Source organism: Pseudomonas lactucae (assembly GCF_036688725.1).
Lineage (GTDB): Bacteria > Pseudomonadota > Gammaproteobacteria > Pseudomonadales > Pseudomonadaceae > Aquipseudomonas > Aquipseudomonas lactucae.
In genome coordinates this window covers 189,365-206,713 of the sequence record NZ_JAQQPT010000014.1, presented here as the reverse complement: position 1 = coordinate 206,713, position 17,349 = coordinate 189,365, and the positions used below count along the sequence as shown (strand labels likewise).

10 protein-coding genes are annotated in these 17,349 nt (G+C 59.4%); 6 read left to right on the top strand and 4 right to left on the bottom strand.

Going from position 1 to position 17,349, the window contains the following annotated elements:
* Window positions 1-101: 101 nt before the first annotated feature.
* The 3 genes from V6M90_RS17915 to aceK all read right to left on the bottom strand — a co-directional run bounded on the left by V6M90_RS17915 (window position 102) and on the right by aceK (window position 7,214).
* Window positions 102-1,223 (bottom strand): beta-ketoacyl-ACP synthase III, encoded by a 1,122-nt coding sequence (locus V6M90_RS17915; RefSeq protein WP_003175428.1) that lies wholly within the window; start codon window positions 1,221-1,223, stop codon window positions 102-104.
* A 242-nt stretch (window positions 1,224-1,465) separates the two neighbouring features.
* Window positions 1,466-5,377 carry an ATP-dependent RNA helicase HrpA gene (gene hrpA / locus V6M90_RS17910; RefSeq protein WP_305427614.1) on the bottom strand — a complete coding sequence of 1,304 codons (3,912 nt, stop codon included), beginning with the start codon at window positions 5,375-5,377 and terminating at the stop codon, window positions 1,466-1,468.
* A 127-nt stretch (window positions 5,378-5,504) separates the two neighbouring features.
* A complete protein-coding gene (gene aceK, locus V6M90_RS17905; RefSeq protein WP_332846884.1) occupies window positions 5,505-7,214 on the bottom strand; it encodes a bifunctional isocitrate dehydrogenase kinase/phosphatase in 1,710 nt (569 codons plus the stop codon).
* 629 nt (window positions 7,215-7,843) lie between these two features.
* On the opposite strand from aceK, the gene V6M90_RS17900 reads away from it, so the two are divergent.
* Together V6M90_RS17900 and V6M90_RS17895 are read left to right on the top strand one after the other, a co-directional pair.
* Complete coding sequence (locus tag V6M90_RS17900; RefSeq protein ID WP_141063559.1) at window positions 7,844-9,469, top strand: methyl-accepting chemotaxis protein; 1,626 nt, start codon at window positions 7,844-7,846, stop codon at window positions 9,467-9,469.
* A 64-nt stretch (window positions 9,470-9,533) separates the two neighbouring features.
* Window positions 9,534-10,430, top strand: a complete 897-nt coding sequence (locus tag V6M90_RS17895; RefSeq protein WP_078734190.1) for a DMT family transporter — start codon at window positions 9,534-9,536, stop codon at window positions 10,428-10,430.
* Between the two features lie 30 nt (window positions 10,431-10,460).
* Here the strand turns inward: V6M90_RS17895 and V6M90_RS17890 are convergent, their stop codons facing one another.
* Window positions 10,461-11,321: a DMT family transporter gene (locus V6M90_RS17890; RefSeq protein WP_305427617.1), complete on the bottom strand. Its 861-nt coding sequence runs from the start codon at window positions 11,319-11,321 to the stop codon at window positions 10,461-10,463.
* A gap of 426 nt (window positions 11,322-11,747) precedes the next feature.
* Between V6M90_RS17890 and V6M90_RS17885 the strand changes: the two genes are divergently transcribed.
* From V6M90_RS17885 to V6M90_RS17870, 4 genes are all read left to right on the top strand, one after another.
* Window positions 11,748-12,536, top strand: coding sequence for a CPBP family intramembrane glutamic endopeptidase (locus V6M90_RS17885; protein ID WP_305427618.1), 789 nt, complete (start codon window positions 11,748-11,750; stop codon window positions 12,534-12,536).
* Between the two features lie 138 nt (window positions 12,537-12,674).
* Window positions 12,675-14,117, top strand: coding sequence for a sulfate adenylyltransferase subunit CysD (gene cysD / locus V6M90_RS17880; protein ID WP_332846883.1), 1,443 nt, complete (start codon window positions 12,675-12,677; stop codon window positions 14,115-14,117).
* The gene (gene cysN, locus V6M90_RS17875) at window positions 14,117-16,006 is read left to right on the top strand and encodes a sulfate adenylyltransferase subunit CysN (protein ID WP_332846882.1); all 1,890 of its coding nucleotides are present in this window, start codon (window positions 14,117-14,119) and stop codon (window positions 16,004-16,006) included. Before cysD ends, cysN begins: the two co-directional genes overlap by 1 nt.
* An 87-nt stretch (window positions 16,007-16,093) precedes the next feature.
* Window positions 16,094-17,287: an acyltransferase family protein gene (locus tag V6M90_RS17870; RefSeq protein ID WP_332846881.1), complete on the top strand. Its 1,194-nt coding sequence runs from the start codon at window positions 16,094-16,096 to the stop codon at window positions 17,285-17,287.
* Window positions 17,288-17,349 lie beyond the last annotated feature (62 nt).

Genomic DNA, 17,349 nt, shown 5'->3' with positions numbered 1-17,349 from the left:
CCTCTCTTTGTTTACACAGAATGGGACTGCTGCGCAGTCCAACGGGAGCAAGCTCCCTCGCCACAGGTCACTTTTTATCCCTTCAAAGCCTTAAGTTGCGGTCAGCGTTTACGCAGGATCACGCTGCCGATCGAATAGCCGGCGCCAAACGAGCTGAGTACCGCCACGGCACCCTTGGGCAAGTCATCCTGATAGGTGTGAAACGCAATCACCGAACCCGCCGAGCTGGTGTTGGCGTAAGTGTCGAGGATCACCGGGGCTTCTTCCACTGTCGCTTCGCGGCCCAGCAGTTTCTTCACGATCAGGTGGTTCATGCTCAGGTTGGCCTGGTGCAGCCAGAAGCGTTTCACATCGGCGACCTCCAGCTGGTTTTCCGCCAGGTGCACGCCGATCAGTTCGGCCACCATTGGGCACACATCGCGGAAGACTTTGCGGCCTTCCTGCACGAACAGTTTGTCCGGCGCGCCGATACCCTCTGGCGCCGCGCGGTTGAGGAAGCCGAAGTTGTTGCGGATGGTATTGGAGAACTTGGTCAGCAACTTGGTGCTCACCACGTCGAACTGATGCTCGGAGGTGGCCAGGTCGGCGCGTTCGAGCACGACCGCCGTAGCCGCATCACCAAAGATGAAGTGGCTGTCGCGGTCGCGGAAGTTCAGGTGGCCGGTACAGACCTCGGGGTTGACCATCAGGATCGCCCGCGCCTGGCCCAGCCGGATACTGTTGGCGGCGTTCTGGATGCCGAAGGTGGCCGAGGAGCACGCCACGTTCATGTCAAAACCAAAGCCTTCGATGCCCAGGGCTTCCTGGACTTCGATGGCGATGGCCGGGTAAGCGCGCTGCAGGTTGGAGCAGGCGACGATCACGCCGTCGATGTCGGCGGCGGTCTTGCCGGCGCGCTGCAGGGCTTGTTCGGCAGCGCCGACGGCCATCTGGCAGAGTACCGACCACTCGTCATTGCTGCGCTCGGGCAGGCGCGGGGTCATGCGCTGCGGGTCGAGAATACCGTCCTTGTCCATCACAAAGCGGCTCTTGATGCCCGACGCTTTCTCGATAAAAGCTGCACTGGACTCGGTCAGCGCCTGCACGTCACCGCGCTCGATGGCGGCCGCGTTGTCTTGGTTGAACTGTTGCACATAGGTATTGAAAGACTGCACCAGCTCTTCGTTGGAGATGCTGTTGGCAGGGGTGTACAGGCCAGTGCCGCTGATGACGACGTTATGCACGGTCGTTCCTCTAGATCTGTCAGGCAGATAATATTGGTACCGTCGTACCAAACTGTAAGTAGTCCGATTCCGCGCAGCGGACATCAAACTGGCATCGCTTTATTCCATCGCGCCGCAGCCTTTTGCGACAATCCCGGTATTTATAGCGGCGAAGTTTGCCACAAACCCAGGGATTTGGCGCCCTCTCGCAGATTTGCCCATTTTAATGTGGGGGGGGGGCTTGCTCCTGGCGCTGAAAGGGGTCAGGGCTCTACCTGGCCCCACTGCTTGCTCAAGCGCTTGTCGGAGATCGGTACCTTGGTGCCCAACTGCTGGCCAAACAACGACACCCGATATTCCTCCAGCCACCAGCGGTAGAGTTCCAACTGAGGGTCGCGCTTGCCTTCCTGGGCGTGCTTGTTCAGGCGGTTCTGGTACTGCGCCCATAATCCGCTGAGTTCGCCGCTCCACACCCGGTCCTTTTGCACCTGGCCTGGCAGTTTTTCCAGGCGCAGTTCGATGGCCTTGAGGTAACGCGGCAGTTCCTTGAACCACTGCGCCGGGGTTTCGCGCACAAACCCTGGGTACACCAGGTTGCTCAATTGCTGCTTGATATCGTTGAGCGCCACGGCCTGGGCCAGGTCGATCTTGCCTTTGAAGCGCTTTTGCAGGCCGTGCCAGAGTTTCAGCACCTCCAGGGTCAGGCGCGCCAGGCGTTCGGCATGCTCGGTCCAACTGCCACGCTTGCGTTCGGCCAACGCGGCCAGGCCCGCGCCGTCACGCGGCAGGCTGGTTTCGCCTTCCAGCACGCAGGTGTCGAGGCTGGCCAGCAGAATGTCTTCCACCAGCGCGTCGATACGCCCCAATTCGCGGTACATCAGGCCCAACTCAGTGAGGCCGGGCAATTTGCCACGCAGGAACTTGGCCGGCTCCGCCAATTGCTGCATCAGCAAGCGTTGCAAGGCACGGCGATGTTGAAACTCAGCCTCGGCGGCAGTAGAGAAACGCCCTTCCTTGACCGTACCGTTTTCTTCCACCAGCGCCGGATACACCGTCATCGACAGACCGGCGATGTTCTGCTGGGTCTTCTCGGCTACCGCCGCGAACGCCTTGGCCTGCACCGGTTGCTGGCTTTTCGCGGTTTGCGGCACGGCCAACGCGGCTTGGCTGGCTTCGGCGAAACGCGCGGTCAGCTCAGCCAGGTCGCGGCCTTCGCCAAGGAACTTGCCTTGGGCGTCGACCACTTCCAGGTTCATCTTCAGATGGTTTTCCACCTGCTGCGCCGCTTCGGCCCAGGCTTCATCGCTGACCCGCGCGCCCGTCATGCGCAGCAATTCGCGGCCCAGCGCCTGGGGCAGCGAGCCCTGGGCGAATTCGATGCGTTGCAGCGCGGCCTTGATGAAGTCCGGCACCGGCACGAAGTTCTTGCGCAGCGCCTTGGGCAGGTTACGCACCAGGGCGATGCACTTGGCTTCGATCAGCCCCGGCACCAGCCACTCCAGGCGCTCCGGCGGCAGGGCCGGCAACAGCGGCGCCGGTACGCGCAGGGTTACGCCATCGCGCGGGTGGTTGGGCTCGAAATGGTAGCTGAGCGCCAGGGCCAGGTCGCCCAGGTGCAGGGTGTCCGGGTAATGCGCGGCGGTGACTTCACTGGCTTCGCGAGCCAGCACGTCTTCCTCGCGCATGATCAGCAACTGCGGGTCTTTCTGGCTGTTGACCTTGTACCAACTGTCGAAGGTCGCGGTCTGGTGGATCTCCGCCGGCAAGCGCGCGTCGTAGAAGGCGTACAGGGTTTCTTCGTCGGCCAGGATGTCGCGGCGGCGCGCCTTGGCTTCCAGTTCGTCGAGCTGTTCCAGCAACTGCTGGTTGGCCGTGAGGCACCTGGCTCGCGATTGGATTTCGCCGCGCACCAGCCCTTCGCGGATAAACAGCTCACGAGACACCACCGGGTCAATCGGCCCGTAATGCACCGGCCGGCGCCCGACCACGATCAGCCCGAACAGGGTGATCTGCTCGAAGGCGACCACTTGGCCGCGCTTCTTTTCCCAATGCGGTTCGAAGTGGTTTTTCTTGATCAGGTGCCCGGCCAGCGGTTCGATCCAGTCGGCATCGATCTTGGCCACCATGCGTGCATACAGCTTGGTGGTCTCCACCAGCTCGGCGGTCATCAGCCATTGCGGGCGTTTTTTGCCGATACCCGATGATGGGTGAATCCAGAAACGCCGCTGACGCGCGCCGAGGTAATCGCCGTCTTCGGTTTTCTGGCCGATCTGGCTGAGCAGGCCCACCAGCACCGCCTTGTGCAGTTTCGGGTAATCCGCCGGTTCTTTGTTGAGGGTCAACTGCATGTCGCGGCAGATCAGGCTCAACTGGCGATGGGAGTCGCGCCACTCGCGCAGGCGCAAGTAGTTGAGGAAATTCTTGCGACACCAATTGCGCAGCGGGCTGGCGGTCAATGCCTGGCGCTGTTCCTCAAAGCCGCGCCACAAGTTGACCAGCCCGGCGAAATCCGAATCCGGGTCCTTCCACTGGGCGTGAGCCTGGTCGGCGGCCTGCTGACGCTCCGGCGGGCGCTCGCGTGGGTCCTGGATCGACATGGCGCTGGCGACGATCAGCACTTCCTGCAAACTGCCGAGCTTGGCGGCTTCGAGCAGCATGCGGCCCATGCGCGGGTCCACCGGCAGGCGCGCCAGTTGGCGGCCCAACGGCGTGAGCTGGCTGTTGCGGTCGACCGCCGAGAGCTCTTGCAGCAGGTTGAAACCGTCGCTGATGGCCTTGCCGTCCGGCGGTTCGATAAACGGGAAATCGGTGATCTCGCCCAGGCGCAGGTGCAGCATCTGCAGGATCACGGCTGCGAGGTTGGTGCGCAGGATCTCCGGGTCGGTAAATTCCGGGCGACCGATAAAGTCTTCTTCGCTGTACAAGCGGATACAGATGCCCGGCTCGACCCGGCCGCAACGGCCTTTACGCTGGTTGGCGCTGGCCTGGGAAATCGCCTCGATCGGCAGGCGCTGCACCTTGGCGCGGTAGCTGTAACGGCTGATGCGCGCGGTGCCGCTGTCGATCACATAGCGAATGCCCGGCACGGTCAGCGAGGTTTCCGCGACGTTGGTCGCCAGCACCACACGGCGGCCCGGGTGGGACTGGAAAATCCGCTGCTGCTCGGCCGGTGACAGGCGCGCGTACAGCGGCAAAATCTCGGTGTGCTTGAGCTGGGCCTTGCGCAGCATCTCGGCGGCGTCACGGATCTCGCGCTCGCCCGGCAAAAACACCAGCACATCGCCGGGGCTGCGTCGCTCACTGCGCTCATAGGCGGCGATTTCGTCGAGGGTGGCAAGGATCGCCTGGTCAACGGTCAAGTCGTCTTCGACGCGGTTGCCCTCCTCGTCCTGTTCCAGGGTCAGCGGGCGGTACCAGGTGTCCACCGGGAAGGTACGGCCAGAGACCTCGACAATCGGCGCATCGTCAAAGTGCTTTGAAAAGCGCTCAAGATCGATGGTCGCCGAGGTGATGATGACTTTCAGGTCCGGACGCCGTGGCAGCAGGGTCTTCAGATAGCCCAGCAGGAAGTCGATGTTCAGGCTGCGTTCGTGGGCTTCGTCGACGATGATCGTGTCGTAGCGTTCCAGGTAACGGTCGTTCTGGGTTTCCGCCAGCAGGATGCCGTCGGTCATCAGCTTGATCAGGGTGTTGGAATCGCTCTGGTCTTCGAAGCGCACTTGATAGCCGACCAGCGCACCGAGCGGTGTGGCCAGCTCTTCGGCCACCCGGCTGGCGACGCTGCGCGCGGCGATTCGGCGTGGCTGGGTGTGACCAATCAGGCCGTACTGGCCGCGGCCGATCTCCAGGCAGATTTTCGGCAACTGGGTGGTTTTACCCGAGCCGGTTTCGCCGGCAATGATCAGCACCTGATGCTTTTGCAGCGCCGCCTTGATCTCGTCGCGCTTGGCCGCAATCGGCAGGCTGTCGTCGTAACGGATCACTGGCAGGCTCGCGCGCCGCGCCGTGACCTGAGCACAGGACGCCTGCATGCGCGTCACCCAGTGCGCCAGCTTCTCCTCGTCGGGTTTCTTGCGCAGCTCAAGCAACTGCCGGCGCAAGCGCTGGCGGTCGGCGAGCATGGCGTGATCGAGGTTTTTGAGCAGTTGGTCGATAGTGGGTGCTTGGTCAGTCATCAGGTACTTTGAAGGTCAGCTGTTTATGCACGGCCGGCAAGTGTGGCAGAAAAGCAGTGGCTAGCGTCAAGCTTCAAGCTGCAAGGAAGATCACCACCGCTTTTACTTGCAGCTTGAAGCTCGACGCTTATCGCTGCTCTTTCCTGCGATACGGGAACACGTCGATCACCTTGCCGGCGCGAATCGCGTCTTGCAGGCTTTTCCAGTAATCGGCGTTGTACAACTCGCCATGCAACTCATCGAACAGCTTGCGCTGGCCGGCATCGGCAAACAGGAACGGCGGGAATTCTTCCGGGAACACGTCCAGCGGGCCAATGGAGTACCAGGGTTCGGAGGCCATTTCGTCCTCCGGAGTACGCGGCGCGGGGATATGGCGGAAGTTGGCTTCGGTGAGAAAACAGATCTCGTCGTAGTCGTAGAACACCACGCGGCCGTGGCGGGTGACGCCGAAGTTCTTGAGCAGCATGTCGCCGGGGAAGATATTCGCCGCCGCCAGTTGCTTGATTGCCAGGCCGTAGTCTTCCAGGGCTTCGCGCACCTGCGCGGGGTTGGCGTTGTCGAGGTAGAGGTTGAGCGGGGTCATGCGCCGCTCCGTCCAGCAGTGGCGAATCAGCACGGTGTCGCCCTCCACTTCGACCGTGCCGGCGGCGACTTCCAGCAACTCGGCCAGGCACTCGGGCTCGAACTTGCTCAAGGGAAAGCGGAAATCGGCGAACTCCTGGGTGTCGGCCATGCGCCCGACGCGGTCGACGCTTTTGACCAGGCGGTACTTCTCGATCACCGTGGCGCGGTTGACGTTTTTCGACGGTGAGAAACGGTCCTTGATGATCTTGAACACGGTGTTGAAGCCCGGCAGGGTAAACACGCTCATGACCATGCCGCGCACGCCGGGGGCCATGATGAATTGATCGTCGGTGGTCGCCAGGTGGTTGATCAGCGCACGGTAGAACTCCGACTTGCCGTGCTTGTAAAAGCCGATGGAGGTGTACAGCTCGGCGATGTGCTTGCCCGGCAGGATGCGTTTGAGAAAGCCGATGAATTCGGCCGGCACAGGCACATCGACCATGAAATAGGAACGGGTGAACGAGAAGATGATCGACACCTCGGCTTCGTCGGTGATCAACGCATCGATCTGGATGCCCTGCCCTTCGCGGTGCAGCAGCGGGATCACCAGGGGCCATTGTTCGTCGCGGGTGTAGATGCGTCCTACGAGGTAGGCGCCCTTGTTGCGGTACAGCACCGAGGCAAACAGCTCGACCTTGAGGTCCGGGTCCTTGCAGACCCAGTCCGGCAGGTTCTCGCGCAGTTGCGCTTCGAGGCGCTGCAGGTCGGCGCTCAAATCGGCATAGGGCTCGCTGAAACTGAAGTCCGCAAAGATCTGCGCCAGCATGCCTGGAATATTGCCGGCCGGCGCATACGTGCGGGTCTGCGCCGCCCGCGCCCGGCGCAGGCTAGGCCGGGTGGTGTGAATGAACATGCAGCCGTCGCTGATCAGGTCATGGCTGAACAGCCCGCAGAAGATCGAGTTGTACCAGGTCTCGGACAGCTCATCGTCAAAGCGCAGGTCGATCAGGCCGATGTAGGCGCTTTTCACCAGCGGCCAGGCATCGATGTCCAGCAACAGCGCGACATCGAAGCCGGCGCGCAGGCGCGTGGTCACCTCAAGGACCTTCTCCTCATACAGGTTGATACGCGCCGCCGATGCCGCCTGCCCCTGCTGCCACTGAGCCTTCTCGAAACGCTCGCGGGCGCCGTCGGTGATCTGGCGGAAGTGCTCACGGTAATCGTCGAAACCATGGAGGATCATCCGGGCAATGGCGAGGGCGGACTGCGGCATGCGGGAAACCTCGAACGGGCATCGGGAAGCCCTGAGCTTAGCCAGTACAGGCATAGGTATCTACACAATTTCTAACAGCTGAAACGCCTCTCTGTGGTGAGCGGGCTTGTCCCGCGCTGGGCTGCGCAGCGGCCCCAATAAGGCCAACGCCGTGTGTCAGGATAAGCCGAGGTGCGGATTTTGGGGCTGCTTCGCAGCCCAGCGCGGGGCAAGCCCGCTCACCACAACAGCCCATTCGCCATAGATTTTTCGTTCACCGGGAATTGTGTAGAGGCCTAAGCCCGTACCGGTGGGCAGGAGAAGGACGATTTTTCGTGGCGTCTTTTACAACATCGCTCAGTTCTTACATTTATTTTCAATTTTGATAAGTCGACCAAGCGGTCAATAAATACGCGCGCCAGTCGCCTCGGCGTTTACCTGTACGCCGCTGGACGCTTGGCCTGGCCGGTTAAACACAGGCAACCACTTGCTCGGTCGAACACCCTCCCCCGCGCGCACTTTGGATCCAACTAAGGGAAACCCTGATTACCACATTAATGGCACTTTGATATACAGCGCGCCCTCTCCCGCCCTGACAAGGTCAAAAGACCGACCCGGGAGCAGGTTCTAATCGCACAAGGAGCATTGAGATGTCATTCAGGAATATGCGGATCGGCCTGCGCGCCAGTCTGAGTTTTGCAGTGTTGGCCAGTCTGCTGGTGATGGTGGGGATGTTTGCCCTGGGCCAGATGGCCAAGCTGCGCGAAAGTGCGCTGATCATTGAAAAGAACTGGATGCCAAGCATCGAGAACATCCACGACAGCGCAGCCCTGGTGGCCACGGTCCGCCTGGAGTCCCTGCGCATGGTGAGCACCGACGAATCGCGGGTGCGTGACACCAGCCGAGGCTTGATCACCCGCACCGGCAGCGAACTGCAAGCCTTGCTCGACCGGCACGAAGCCTTGCTGAGCAACGACGAAGAACGCGAGCTGCTGAAAACCCTCAAGCGCAATGTGGCGACCTACCTCGCCATCGTCGGCCAGATGACCGCGCTGGTGGACAAGGACCAGCAACAGGACGCCCTCGACCTGCTCGTCAGCCGCCTTGCCCCCCAAGGGACGATCCTCAGCCAGAGCCTGGAAGGCCTGATCGCCTTCAATCAGAACGGCGTCGAAACCGCCGCGGATTCAGCCGCGCAGACGTACGCAAACGCGCAGTGGATCGTCGGCCTGATCATCGTTACCGCACTGCTCGCCACCTTGCTGCTGGCCTGGCTGTTGACCCGCAGCATCACCGCGCCCATCGGCCAGGCCCTGAGCGTGGCGCGCACCATCGCCGCCGGTGACTTGAGCCAGCCGATCAAGGTGCAGGGCAACGACGAACCGGCCCAACTGCTCGGCGCCCTGGCCAGCATGCAAGCGCAGTTGCAGAGCACCATCCGTGGCATCAGCGAATCCGCGCAGCAACTGGCCTCGGCCGCCGAAGAGATGAGCTCGGTGATGGACCAGAGCACCCGTGGCCTGCAGGCGCAGAACGATGAAATCGAACAGGCCGCCACCGCCGTCAACCAAATGAGCGCCGCCGTGGACGAGGTGGCAGGCAATGCCGTGTCCAGCGCCGAAGCATCCCAGGCTTCGGACGAAGACAGCAAGCACGGCCATTACCAGATCAGCGAAACCATCAGCTCGATCCAGAACCTGGTGGACGAAGTGCTGGGCGCTTCGAACAAGGCCGAAGGCCTGGCGGTACAGGCACAGGACATCAGCAAGGTGCTGGAAGTGATCCGCGGCATCGCCGGGCAAACCAACCTGCTGGCCCTCAACGCCGCGATTGAAGCCGCCCGCGCAGGCGAAGCCGGACGCGGCTTTGCGGTGGTCGCCGATGAGGTGCGCTCGCTCGCCCAGCGCACCCAGGACTCCACCGAAGAAATCGAACAGATGATCAACGCCATCCAGCAAGGCACCCAGGACACCGTCGACGCCCTCAACAGCAGCGCCGAACACGCCGGCCAAACCCTGCAACGCGCCAACGGCGCCGGCAACGCCCTGGAGAAGATCACCGCCGCCATCTCGCAGATCAGCCAACGCAACCTGGTCATCGCCAGCGCCGCCGAACAACAGGCGCTGGTAGCTCGCGAAGTCGACCGCAGCCTGGTGAACATCCGCGACCTGTCCACCCAGACCGCCGCCGGCGCCACCCAAACCTGCGCCGCCAGCCAGGAACTGTCACGCCTGGCGGTCGACCTCAACGGCCTGGTGACGCGGTTTATCGTGTAAACAGTGATTGTGTCGAGCAGGCCGCTGGGCAACACTCGCGGCCTTATTGACACAGGACTATTCCGTGAGAGCCGTCGACACCCTGTACCTGTTGGGCCTGGCTGCCATCTGGGGCGCAAGTTTCCTGTTCATGCGCATCATCGCGCCAGAAATCGGCAGCGTGCCGACCGCGTTTTTCCGCGTTTCCATCGCCGCCGCCGGGTTGCTGGCGATGTTGGCGGTGATGCGCGTGAAATGGGATTTCCAGGGCAAATTCAAGACCGTCCTGTTGCTGGGCGTGATCAACTCCGGCATCCCCGCGACGATGTACTCCGTGGCCGCCCAGGTCCTGCCGGCCGGCTACTCGGCGATCTTCAACGCCACCACACCGCTGATGGGCGTATTGATCGGCGGGCTGTTCTTCAGCGAACGCCTCACCCCCTCGAAAGTCGCCGGCGTATTCCTGGGCCTGCTCGGCGTCGGCGTACTGACCCGCGCCGGACCGGTGGCGTTTGACCTGGAATTGTTGATGGGCGCACTCGCCTGTTTGCTGGCAACCACCTGCTATGGCTTTGCCGGATTCCTGGCACGGCGTTGGCTGGACCAGCGTGGCGGGCTGGACAGCCGGCTATCGGCGCTGGGCAGCATGCTCGGCGCAACGCTGTTTCTGCTGCCGCTCTTCGCCTACAGCGCCATCAGCCACCCGCCCGCGAGCTGGGGCGGGTGGCAGGTGTGGACGTCGTTACTGGGGTTGGGGTTGGTGTGTACGGCGCTGGCGTACGTGCTGTACTTCCGGCTGCTGACGGCAATCGGACCGGTGAAGTCGATGACCACGACGTTTTTGATCCCACCGTTTGGGGTGTTGTGGGGGGCTTTGTTGTTGGGGGAGCCGTTGTCGATGGCGCATGTGTATGGCGGGGTGTTGATTGGGGGGGCGTTGGGGTTGGTCTTGGGGGTGGGGAAACTGGCCAAGGCGCGGTAGGGGCGTGATGCCCCTACCGCGTTGCAAGCTTCAGCTTTTACGGAAAACAAACACCAGGCCGATGATGATCAAGCCCATCCCCAGCAGGCTCAGCAGCGCAAGCCGGTTGCCGAAGATCAGGTAATCCATCACCGCCGTCACCGCCGGCACCAGGTAAAACAGGCTGGTGACATTCACCAGATTGCCTCGTGCAATCAGGCGGTACAGCAACAGCGTCGCCAGCAAGGACACCACCAACCCCATCCACAACACCGGCAGGTAAAAGCTGGCGGTGTGTTCAAAATGGAAGGGCTGGAACGGCACAAACACCGAGCACAGCAGCAGCCCGGCCAGGTACTGCACCGGTAACGTACCCAAAGGGTTGTCGGTGATACGCTTTTGCATGATCGAGCCGAAGGTCATGCTCGCCAGCGCCAGCAGGCCGAACAGCATGCCGGCCAGGGACATCCCGGACAACCCGATGCCTTGGTAGACCACCATGATCAACCCGGCCAACCCCAGCGCCAGGCCGAACAAACGACTTAACGAACGCTGACGCTCCACCAGCACAACCGTCAGGATCGGCTGCACGCCCATGATGGTTGCCATCACGCCGGGCGTCACTTTGAGGTCCAGGGCCAGCAGATAGAAAATCTGATACGCCCCCAACAGCACCCACCCGGTCGCCGCCGCATACAACATAGGTTTGCCGGGGCGAGGCAGTTTCAGCTTGAGGACCGGTACCAGAATCACCAGGCCTGCCAAAGCGATGGCAAAACGGATCAACAGAAAGGCAAAGGGCGAAGCATGGGCCAGGCCCAACTTGGAGAAAATCGCCCCGCTGCTCCACAGCAGTACAAACAGGCTCGTCGAGGCCGCCGCGGCCACGGATTGTTTCGAAAGAACAGACATGAATACCACCTGTCATCAGGCAAAAAGCCAATTCAGCTCAGTAAGGCTGAAACTCAGTAGGTTTTTTCAGGCGGGCACAGGGGAACAGCGAGTCGCTGATCAGCCCGAAATGCCAACACCCGGCGGTGATACGACTGCGTACACCGGCATGCCACTGACAGGAGGGGGGTAGTGACTGATCTGCGCAGGCTGCTTATTCCCGCACGGCACGACCACAGCGTTAACCGCTGGATCGACTACCGCTATGCGAGGAGAAGCAGGCATGGGCTGATCTTGTGTGAAGGGATGGATAAGCGCCGACTATAACCAGCCTTCGACCTATTGTGCAATCACCCGCGCAGTGGTCCGTTCGCGTGGAGGAGTTTTCATTTTGAGGCAAACACACGGTCGTTATAATGCCGACCGGTTTTGATCCAAGGATTTTACATGCTCGCTCTGCCCTGGCTGTACCTGGCGCTTCTCTCCATTGGCTATGTACTGGCCTTGACCTACGGGCAACTCGGCGCGCTCGCGGCGGTCTCTGTCGCCCTGCTGCTGATTGCCGGCTACGCGGTGCGCCGGCAGCGCACGCCTTGGGCGCGTTACCTCGGCCATGGACTGTTCATCGTATTGGCCCTGGGGCTGGCGATGCACTGGCTGCCGGGTTTCTACAATGGCCGTGCGATTGACCCGCAGCGCTTTACGCCTGACGCCGTACCGTTCTCGATGTACCTGAACCAGGACAAACCGCTGATTGGCTTTTGGCTGCTGCTGGCCTGCCCGTGGATCGTGGCGCGGCGCTCATTGCGCCTGACACTCTGCGTCACGGCGCTGGCTTTGAGCCTCACGGCCATCGTCGCATTGGGCGGTGCCGTATTGCTGGGGATTACCAGCTGGGCCCCGAAATGGCCGGAACAGGCGTGGATCTGGGTGCTCAACAACCTGCTGCTAGTGACGTTGGTGGAGGAGGCGTTGTTTCGTGGCTACATCCAGGGCGGGTTGAGCCGGCGCTTCAAGCAACTGCCTTATGGGGAAAACCTGGCACTGCTATTGGCCTCACTGTTGTTTGGGCTGGTGCATGTCAGCGCTGGGTGGCAGTGGACGTTGTTGGCTGGAATTGCCGGGGTTGGGTACGGGTTGGCGTACCGGTTTGGCGGGCTGGGCGCGGCGGTGATGACGCATTTCGGAGTGAATTTGCTGCATTTTGGCTTGTTTGTGTATCCGATGCTGGCTTGAAAAAAAGTAAGCGCTCCAAGAACTGGCGCAAAGATGTCGCAATTCGCACAAATAACAATAAAAACAAACAAAACCAACAAAAAAATGTATTTTACATAGACATATCGATAATTTCGCAAAATGCGACAAGGCTCAAAAATGTCTAATCCCGGCTTTCTCGGTCTTGATGCGGTCCAGGTATGGGACACGCAGTCGGCTTACCAACATCTTCAAGGGACTCAACAGGCCGATACCAAGCGCACTGCAGAGCGGCGCCTTCATGAGATCGGCCTCTTGCCCCCAGAGTTGACCGTCCACAACCTGGAGGATGAACTGGGACGCCCGCCGACCCACTCCGTCCTCACCTGGGACATCGACAGGGCCCGAGCCAAGCGCAGACTGGTGATATTCGCGCAACTGTGGCGCACAGTTGACGGGCAAGAATTCCTGCACGCCAACGATGCACGAGGTGCGCGCTACTGGCTGCCTCTGGGCACCGAACCGCTCGATGCCGACGGGCTGCTCAACGCCCTTCAACGCTTGCAAACGCATATATCCAAATACATCGTCGTTTTTCCAGGTGGGCGCCTCACCGGCCTCTGCAGGCAACTCGCCGCTCCCGCAAACGTGGAGTTCGGGTTGCTGAGCTATGCGCCTGTGTTGGATGAACCTACAACCAACCCACTGCACACCCACGCGACGCGCCTTGCTCCGCATCTCAAACGGCTTGAATCAGAAAGCGTGCAAATCATCCGTGAAGCGCTGGCCGAATCGGAAAACCCGGCCATGCTTTATTCCATGGGCAAAGACAGCGCAGTCATGCTGCACTTGGCCCGTAAAGCCTTTTATCCCTCGGTGCCGCCCTTCCCGCTACTCCATGTGGACACACGCTGGAAGTTTCAGGAAATGTATATGTTCCGCGACCTCATGGCGCGTGAGAGCGGCATGGACCTGCTGGTGCACGTCAACCCAGAGGCGATCAGTAAAGATATCAACCCCTTCGACCATGGCAGCGCGTTGCACACCGACCTGACCAAGACCGAAGGCCTGAAGCAAGCCCTGGATAAGTACAAATTTGACTTGGTGTTTGGTGGTGCCCGCCGCGATGAAGAGAAATCCCGGGCCAAGGAGCGTGTGTTTTCGTTCCGCAGCAAAACCCATCAATGGGACCCCAAAAACCAGCGCCCCGAGGTATGGAACCTCTACAACACCCATAAAAACCCTGGCGAGAGCATTCGCGTATTTCCGCTGTCCAACTGGACAGAACTCGACATCTGGCAATACATCCACCAGGAAAACATCCCATTGGTCCCTCTGTATTTTGCAAAACAACGGCCCGTCGTCATCCGCAACGGTGTGGCACTCATGGTGAATGACTCACGCATGAAGCTGCTGCCGGACGAAAAAATTGAGGCACGCAACGTCCGCTTTCGTACGCTAGGCTGCTACCCACTGACCGGCGCGGTCGAGTCGAACGCCCTCACCGCCGCCGATGTCATCCTGGAACTGCTGGGCTCCACCCACTCCGAGCGCCAAGGCCGAGCGATTGATAGCGACTGCGCCTCCAGCATGGAAAAGAAAAAAAAGGAGGGCTACTTCTGATGGCACTCGACATACCTATGCTTACCGCCCCTGCAACCATCGACGATTATCTCGCCCTACAGCGTGACCAGGACCTGCTGCGCTTCATTACCTGTGGCAGCGTGGACGACGGCAAAAGCACGCTGATCGGGCGCTTGCTGTGGGATGCCCAACAGCTGACAGACGATCAACTGACGACACTCCAAGCCGATTCGAAAAAACACGGCACCCAGGGCAAGGATCTCGACTTTGCACTCCTCGTCGATGGCCTGTCCGCAGAACGTGAACAAGGCATCACCATCGATGTCGCTTACCGCTTCTTCTCCACCGCCAAACGCAAATTCATCGTCGCCGACACCCCGGGCCACGAGCAGTACACGCGCAATATGGTGACCGGCGCATCCACCGCCGATGTGGCGGTGATTTTGATCGACGCCCGCCAGGGCGTACTCACGCAAACGCGCCGGCACGCCTACCTGGTGTCATTGATGGGCATTCGTCAGGTGGTATTGGCCATAAACAAAATGGACCTGATCGGATTCGACGAAACGGTTTTCCGCCAGATTACCGACGAGTTCCGTGAGTTTTCGCAAAGCCTGGGCTTCGAAACGATCGTCCCGATCCCACTCAGCGCGCTCAAGGGTGACAACATCACCCAACGCTCCACCCATACCCCCTGGTACAGCGGCCCAACCCTGATGGGTTGCCTGGAAACACTGGAGATCCCTTCACCTGAATCCGAGCGCTTGGTATTCCCGGTGCAATGGGTCAATCGACCGGATGCCTCCTTCCGAGGCTTCAGCGGCTCGATTGCCGAAGGAAAGGTCCGCGTCGGCGACAACGTGCGCGCCAGCCTGTCCGGTCAGACATCCACGGTCACCGAGATTATCGGCATGAACGGCTCGATGCCGTCCGCCAGCGCCGGAGACGCCATTACCCTGAAACTGAACAAGGAAATCGACGTCTCGCGCGGCGACATACTTTCCTTGAGCCAGAGCCCGCTGGAAGTCACCGACCAGTTTGAAGCGGTGCTGATCTGGATGGACGAAGAGGCTGGCCTGAACGGCCGCAGTTACGACATCAAGTTGGCGACACAGTGGGCATCCGTCTCCATCACCAACATCAAATACCGCATCGACACCAACACCCTTGCCCGTGACGCCAGCAGGCACCTCTCGCTGAACGACATCAGCGTATGCACCCTGGCCACCAGCAAGCCCTTGGTATTCGACAGCTACCAACACTCCAGAGCCCTGGGAAGCTTCATCCTCGTCGACCGGGTCACCCACGCCACTGTCGCTGCCGGGATGATCACTCACAGCCTGCGCCGAGCGCAGAACGTACACCGACAGGCGCTCTCGATCACACGGGAAGATCGCGAAAAACTGAATGGCCACAAAGGCAAAGTCATCTGGTTCACCGGGCTGTCAGGGTCAGGCAAATCAACCCTGGCCAATGCGCTGGAACTGGAACTGCACGCAAGGGGCCACCGCACCTACATCCTGGACGGCGATAACGTACGCCAAGGCCTGAACAGAGATTTGGGGTTTACCGACGCCGACCGCGTGGAAAACATCCGCCGTATTGCCGAAGTGGCAAAACTGATGATGGATGCAGGGCTTATCGTGTTGACGGCGTTTATCTCGCCTTTCAGGAGAGAACGGCAGATGGCGAAGGAGCTGATTGGCGAGGATCGGTTTGTCGAGGTGTATGTGAGTACGTCACTTGAAGTGTGCGAAGAGCGGGATGTGAAGGGGTTGTATAAGAAGGCAAGGGCTGGGCAGTTGCCTAATCTTTCGGGGGTGGGGAGTCCTTATGAAGCACCCGTTGAAGCGCAGGTGAATATTGACGCCGCAAACACCGACCTGAACCTAGCAGTTATCGAGCTAATGAAGCACATCAACAATTAAGCACACCTTCGACGATTGACAATACATACCTATTGCAAAATAGGTATGTTAAGCTGCGGCAAAATTAGAAATAGGCTAACACGCATCATGTCCTCACTCTATGTCGCACATACCCAAGAATTAATTGCACTACTTTTATTTGCCTTTATATGTGTACTTACACCAATGTTTTTCTTACACAAAGCCATACCTTCACTCATACCGCAAGACCACCCTAAAACACGCTGGATGGATGGATTACGCGGAGTTGCAGCTGCTTTAGTGTCGCTAAACCACGCGCCGCTTGTCTTAATTAACTTAATCATTGTTCCGAAAGTATTTTACTTCGACTTAGTTGACAGTTCCTTCCTTTCATTTTTCGGTGCTATTGGTGTTCAAGTTTTTTTCTGTATCACTGGTTTTCTATTTGCAGGAAAAATATTTTCCTCAAGACCGATCGACTGGACAGACTTTTACGCAAAAAGAGTTCGTAGAATTGTCCCAGCCTTCTTCCTGGCAAGCGTGATTGCCTTGCTGATAGCGCTGTGGTTCTCTTGGCCACTGGTGCAAAAACTCAGCGATATTATCCCGGCATTACCTGCTGTATTTGGTTTCGGCTTACTGCCAATGCCCACTATCAATGGCTTTAACTTTTCTCGATTACTGGGCGTCGCTTGGACACTTGCGATAGAATGGAAATTCTACTTTGTTTTACCTATCGTCTATATCGCGATTATATACAACCGCAAAAAAACACTGGCTGCAATAATTGCCTTTGCCTTTATAGATTTGTATCTTAACGACGCTAGCGCATGGGCATTTTTCATACCCGGTGCTCTCTGTGCACTTTTTAGCGCGAAAGAGTTCAGCCGTTCAACAAGAATAATAGCCGGATTTATCGCGACTGGGATTATTCTCGCCATGTTCTATCGCATCGGCGCCAAATCGAATTATGGCCTTGAACAATGGCTGACCGTCTCTGCCCTATTTGCAGCACTTACAATCTCACGTCCTAGCATTCTTGCGACACGTGTATTTGTCGCACTAGGTACTGTCAGCTACAGTTTTTACTTGCTCCACGCAATGACCTTGTTCGCAGTGTTCGCGTTTATTGACCGGTATATACTTGGGGCTGGAGACCTCACCATGATTCAATTCTATCTTGCTGCAGGGGGAGCCTTGGCTTTGGCATCAATCCTCTCCACCGCATCTTATATACTGGTTGAAAAGCGCTTCATGCACACATCATTACCAATTCGGACGATTAAAACCCATCCGGGCACTGTACAGCCCCCCGTTTAATCAGCGAAAAACTCAACCGTCTCAGCATCTGGCCAATACGCAAGTATAAAAAAACACCTCTA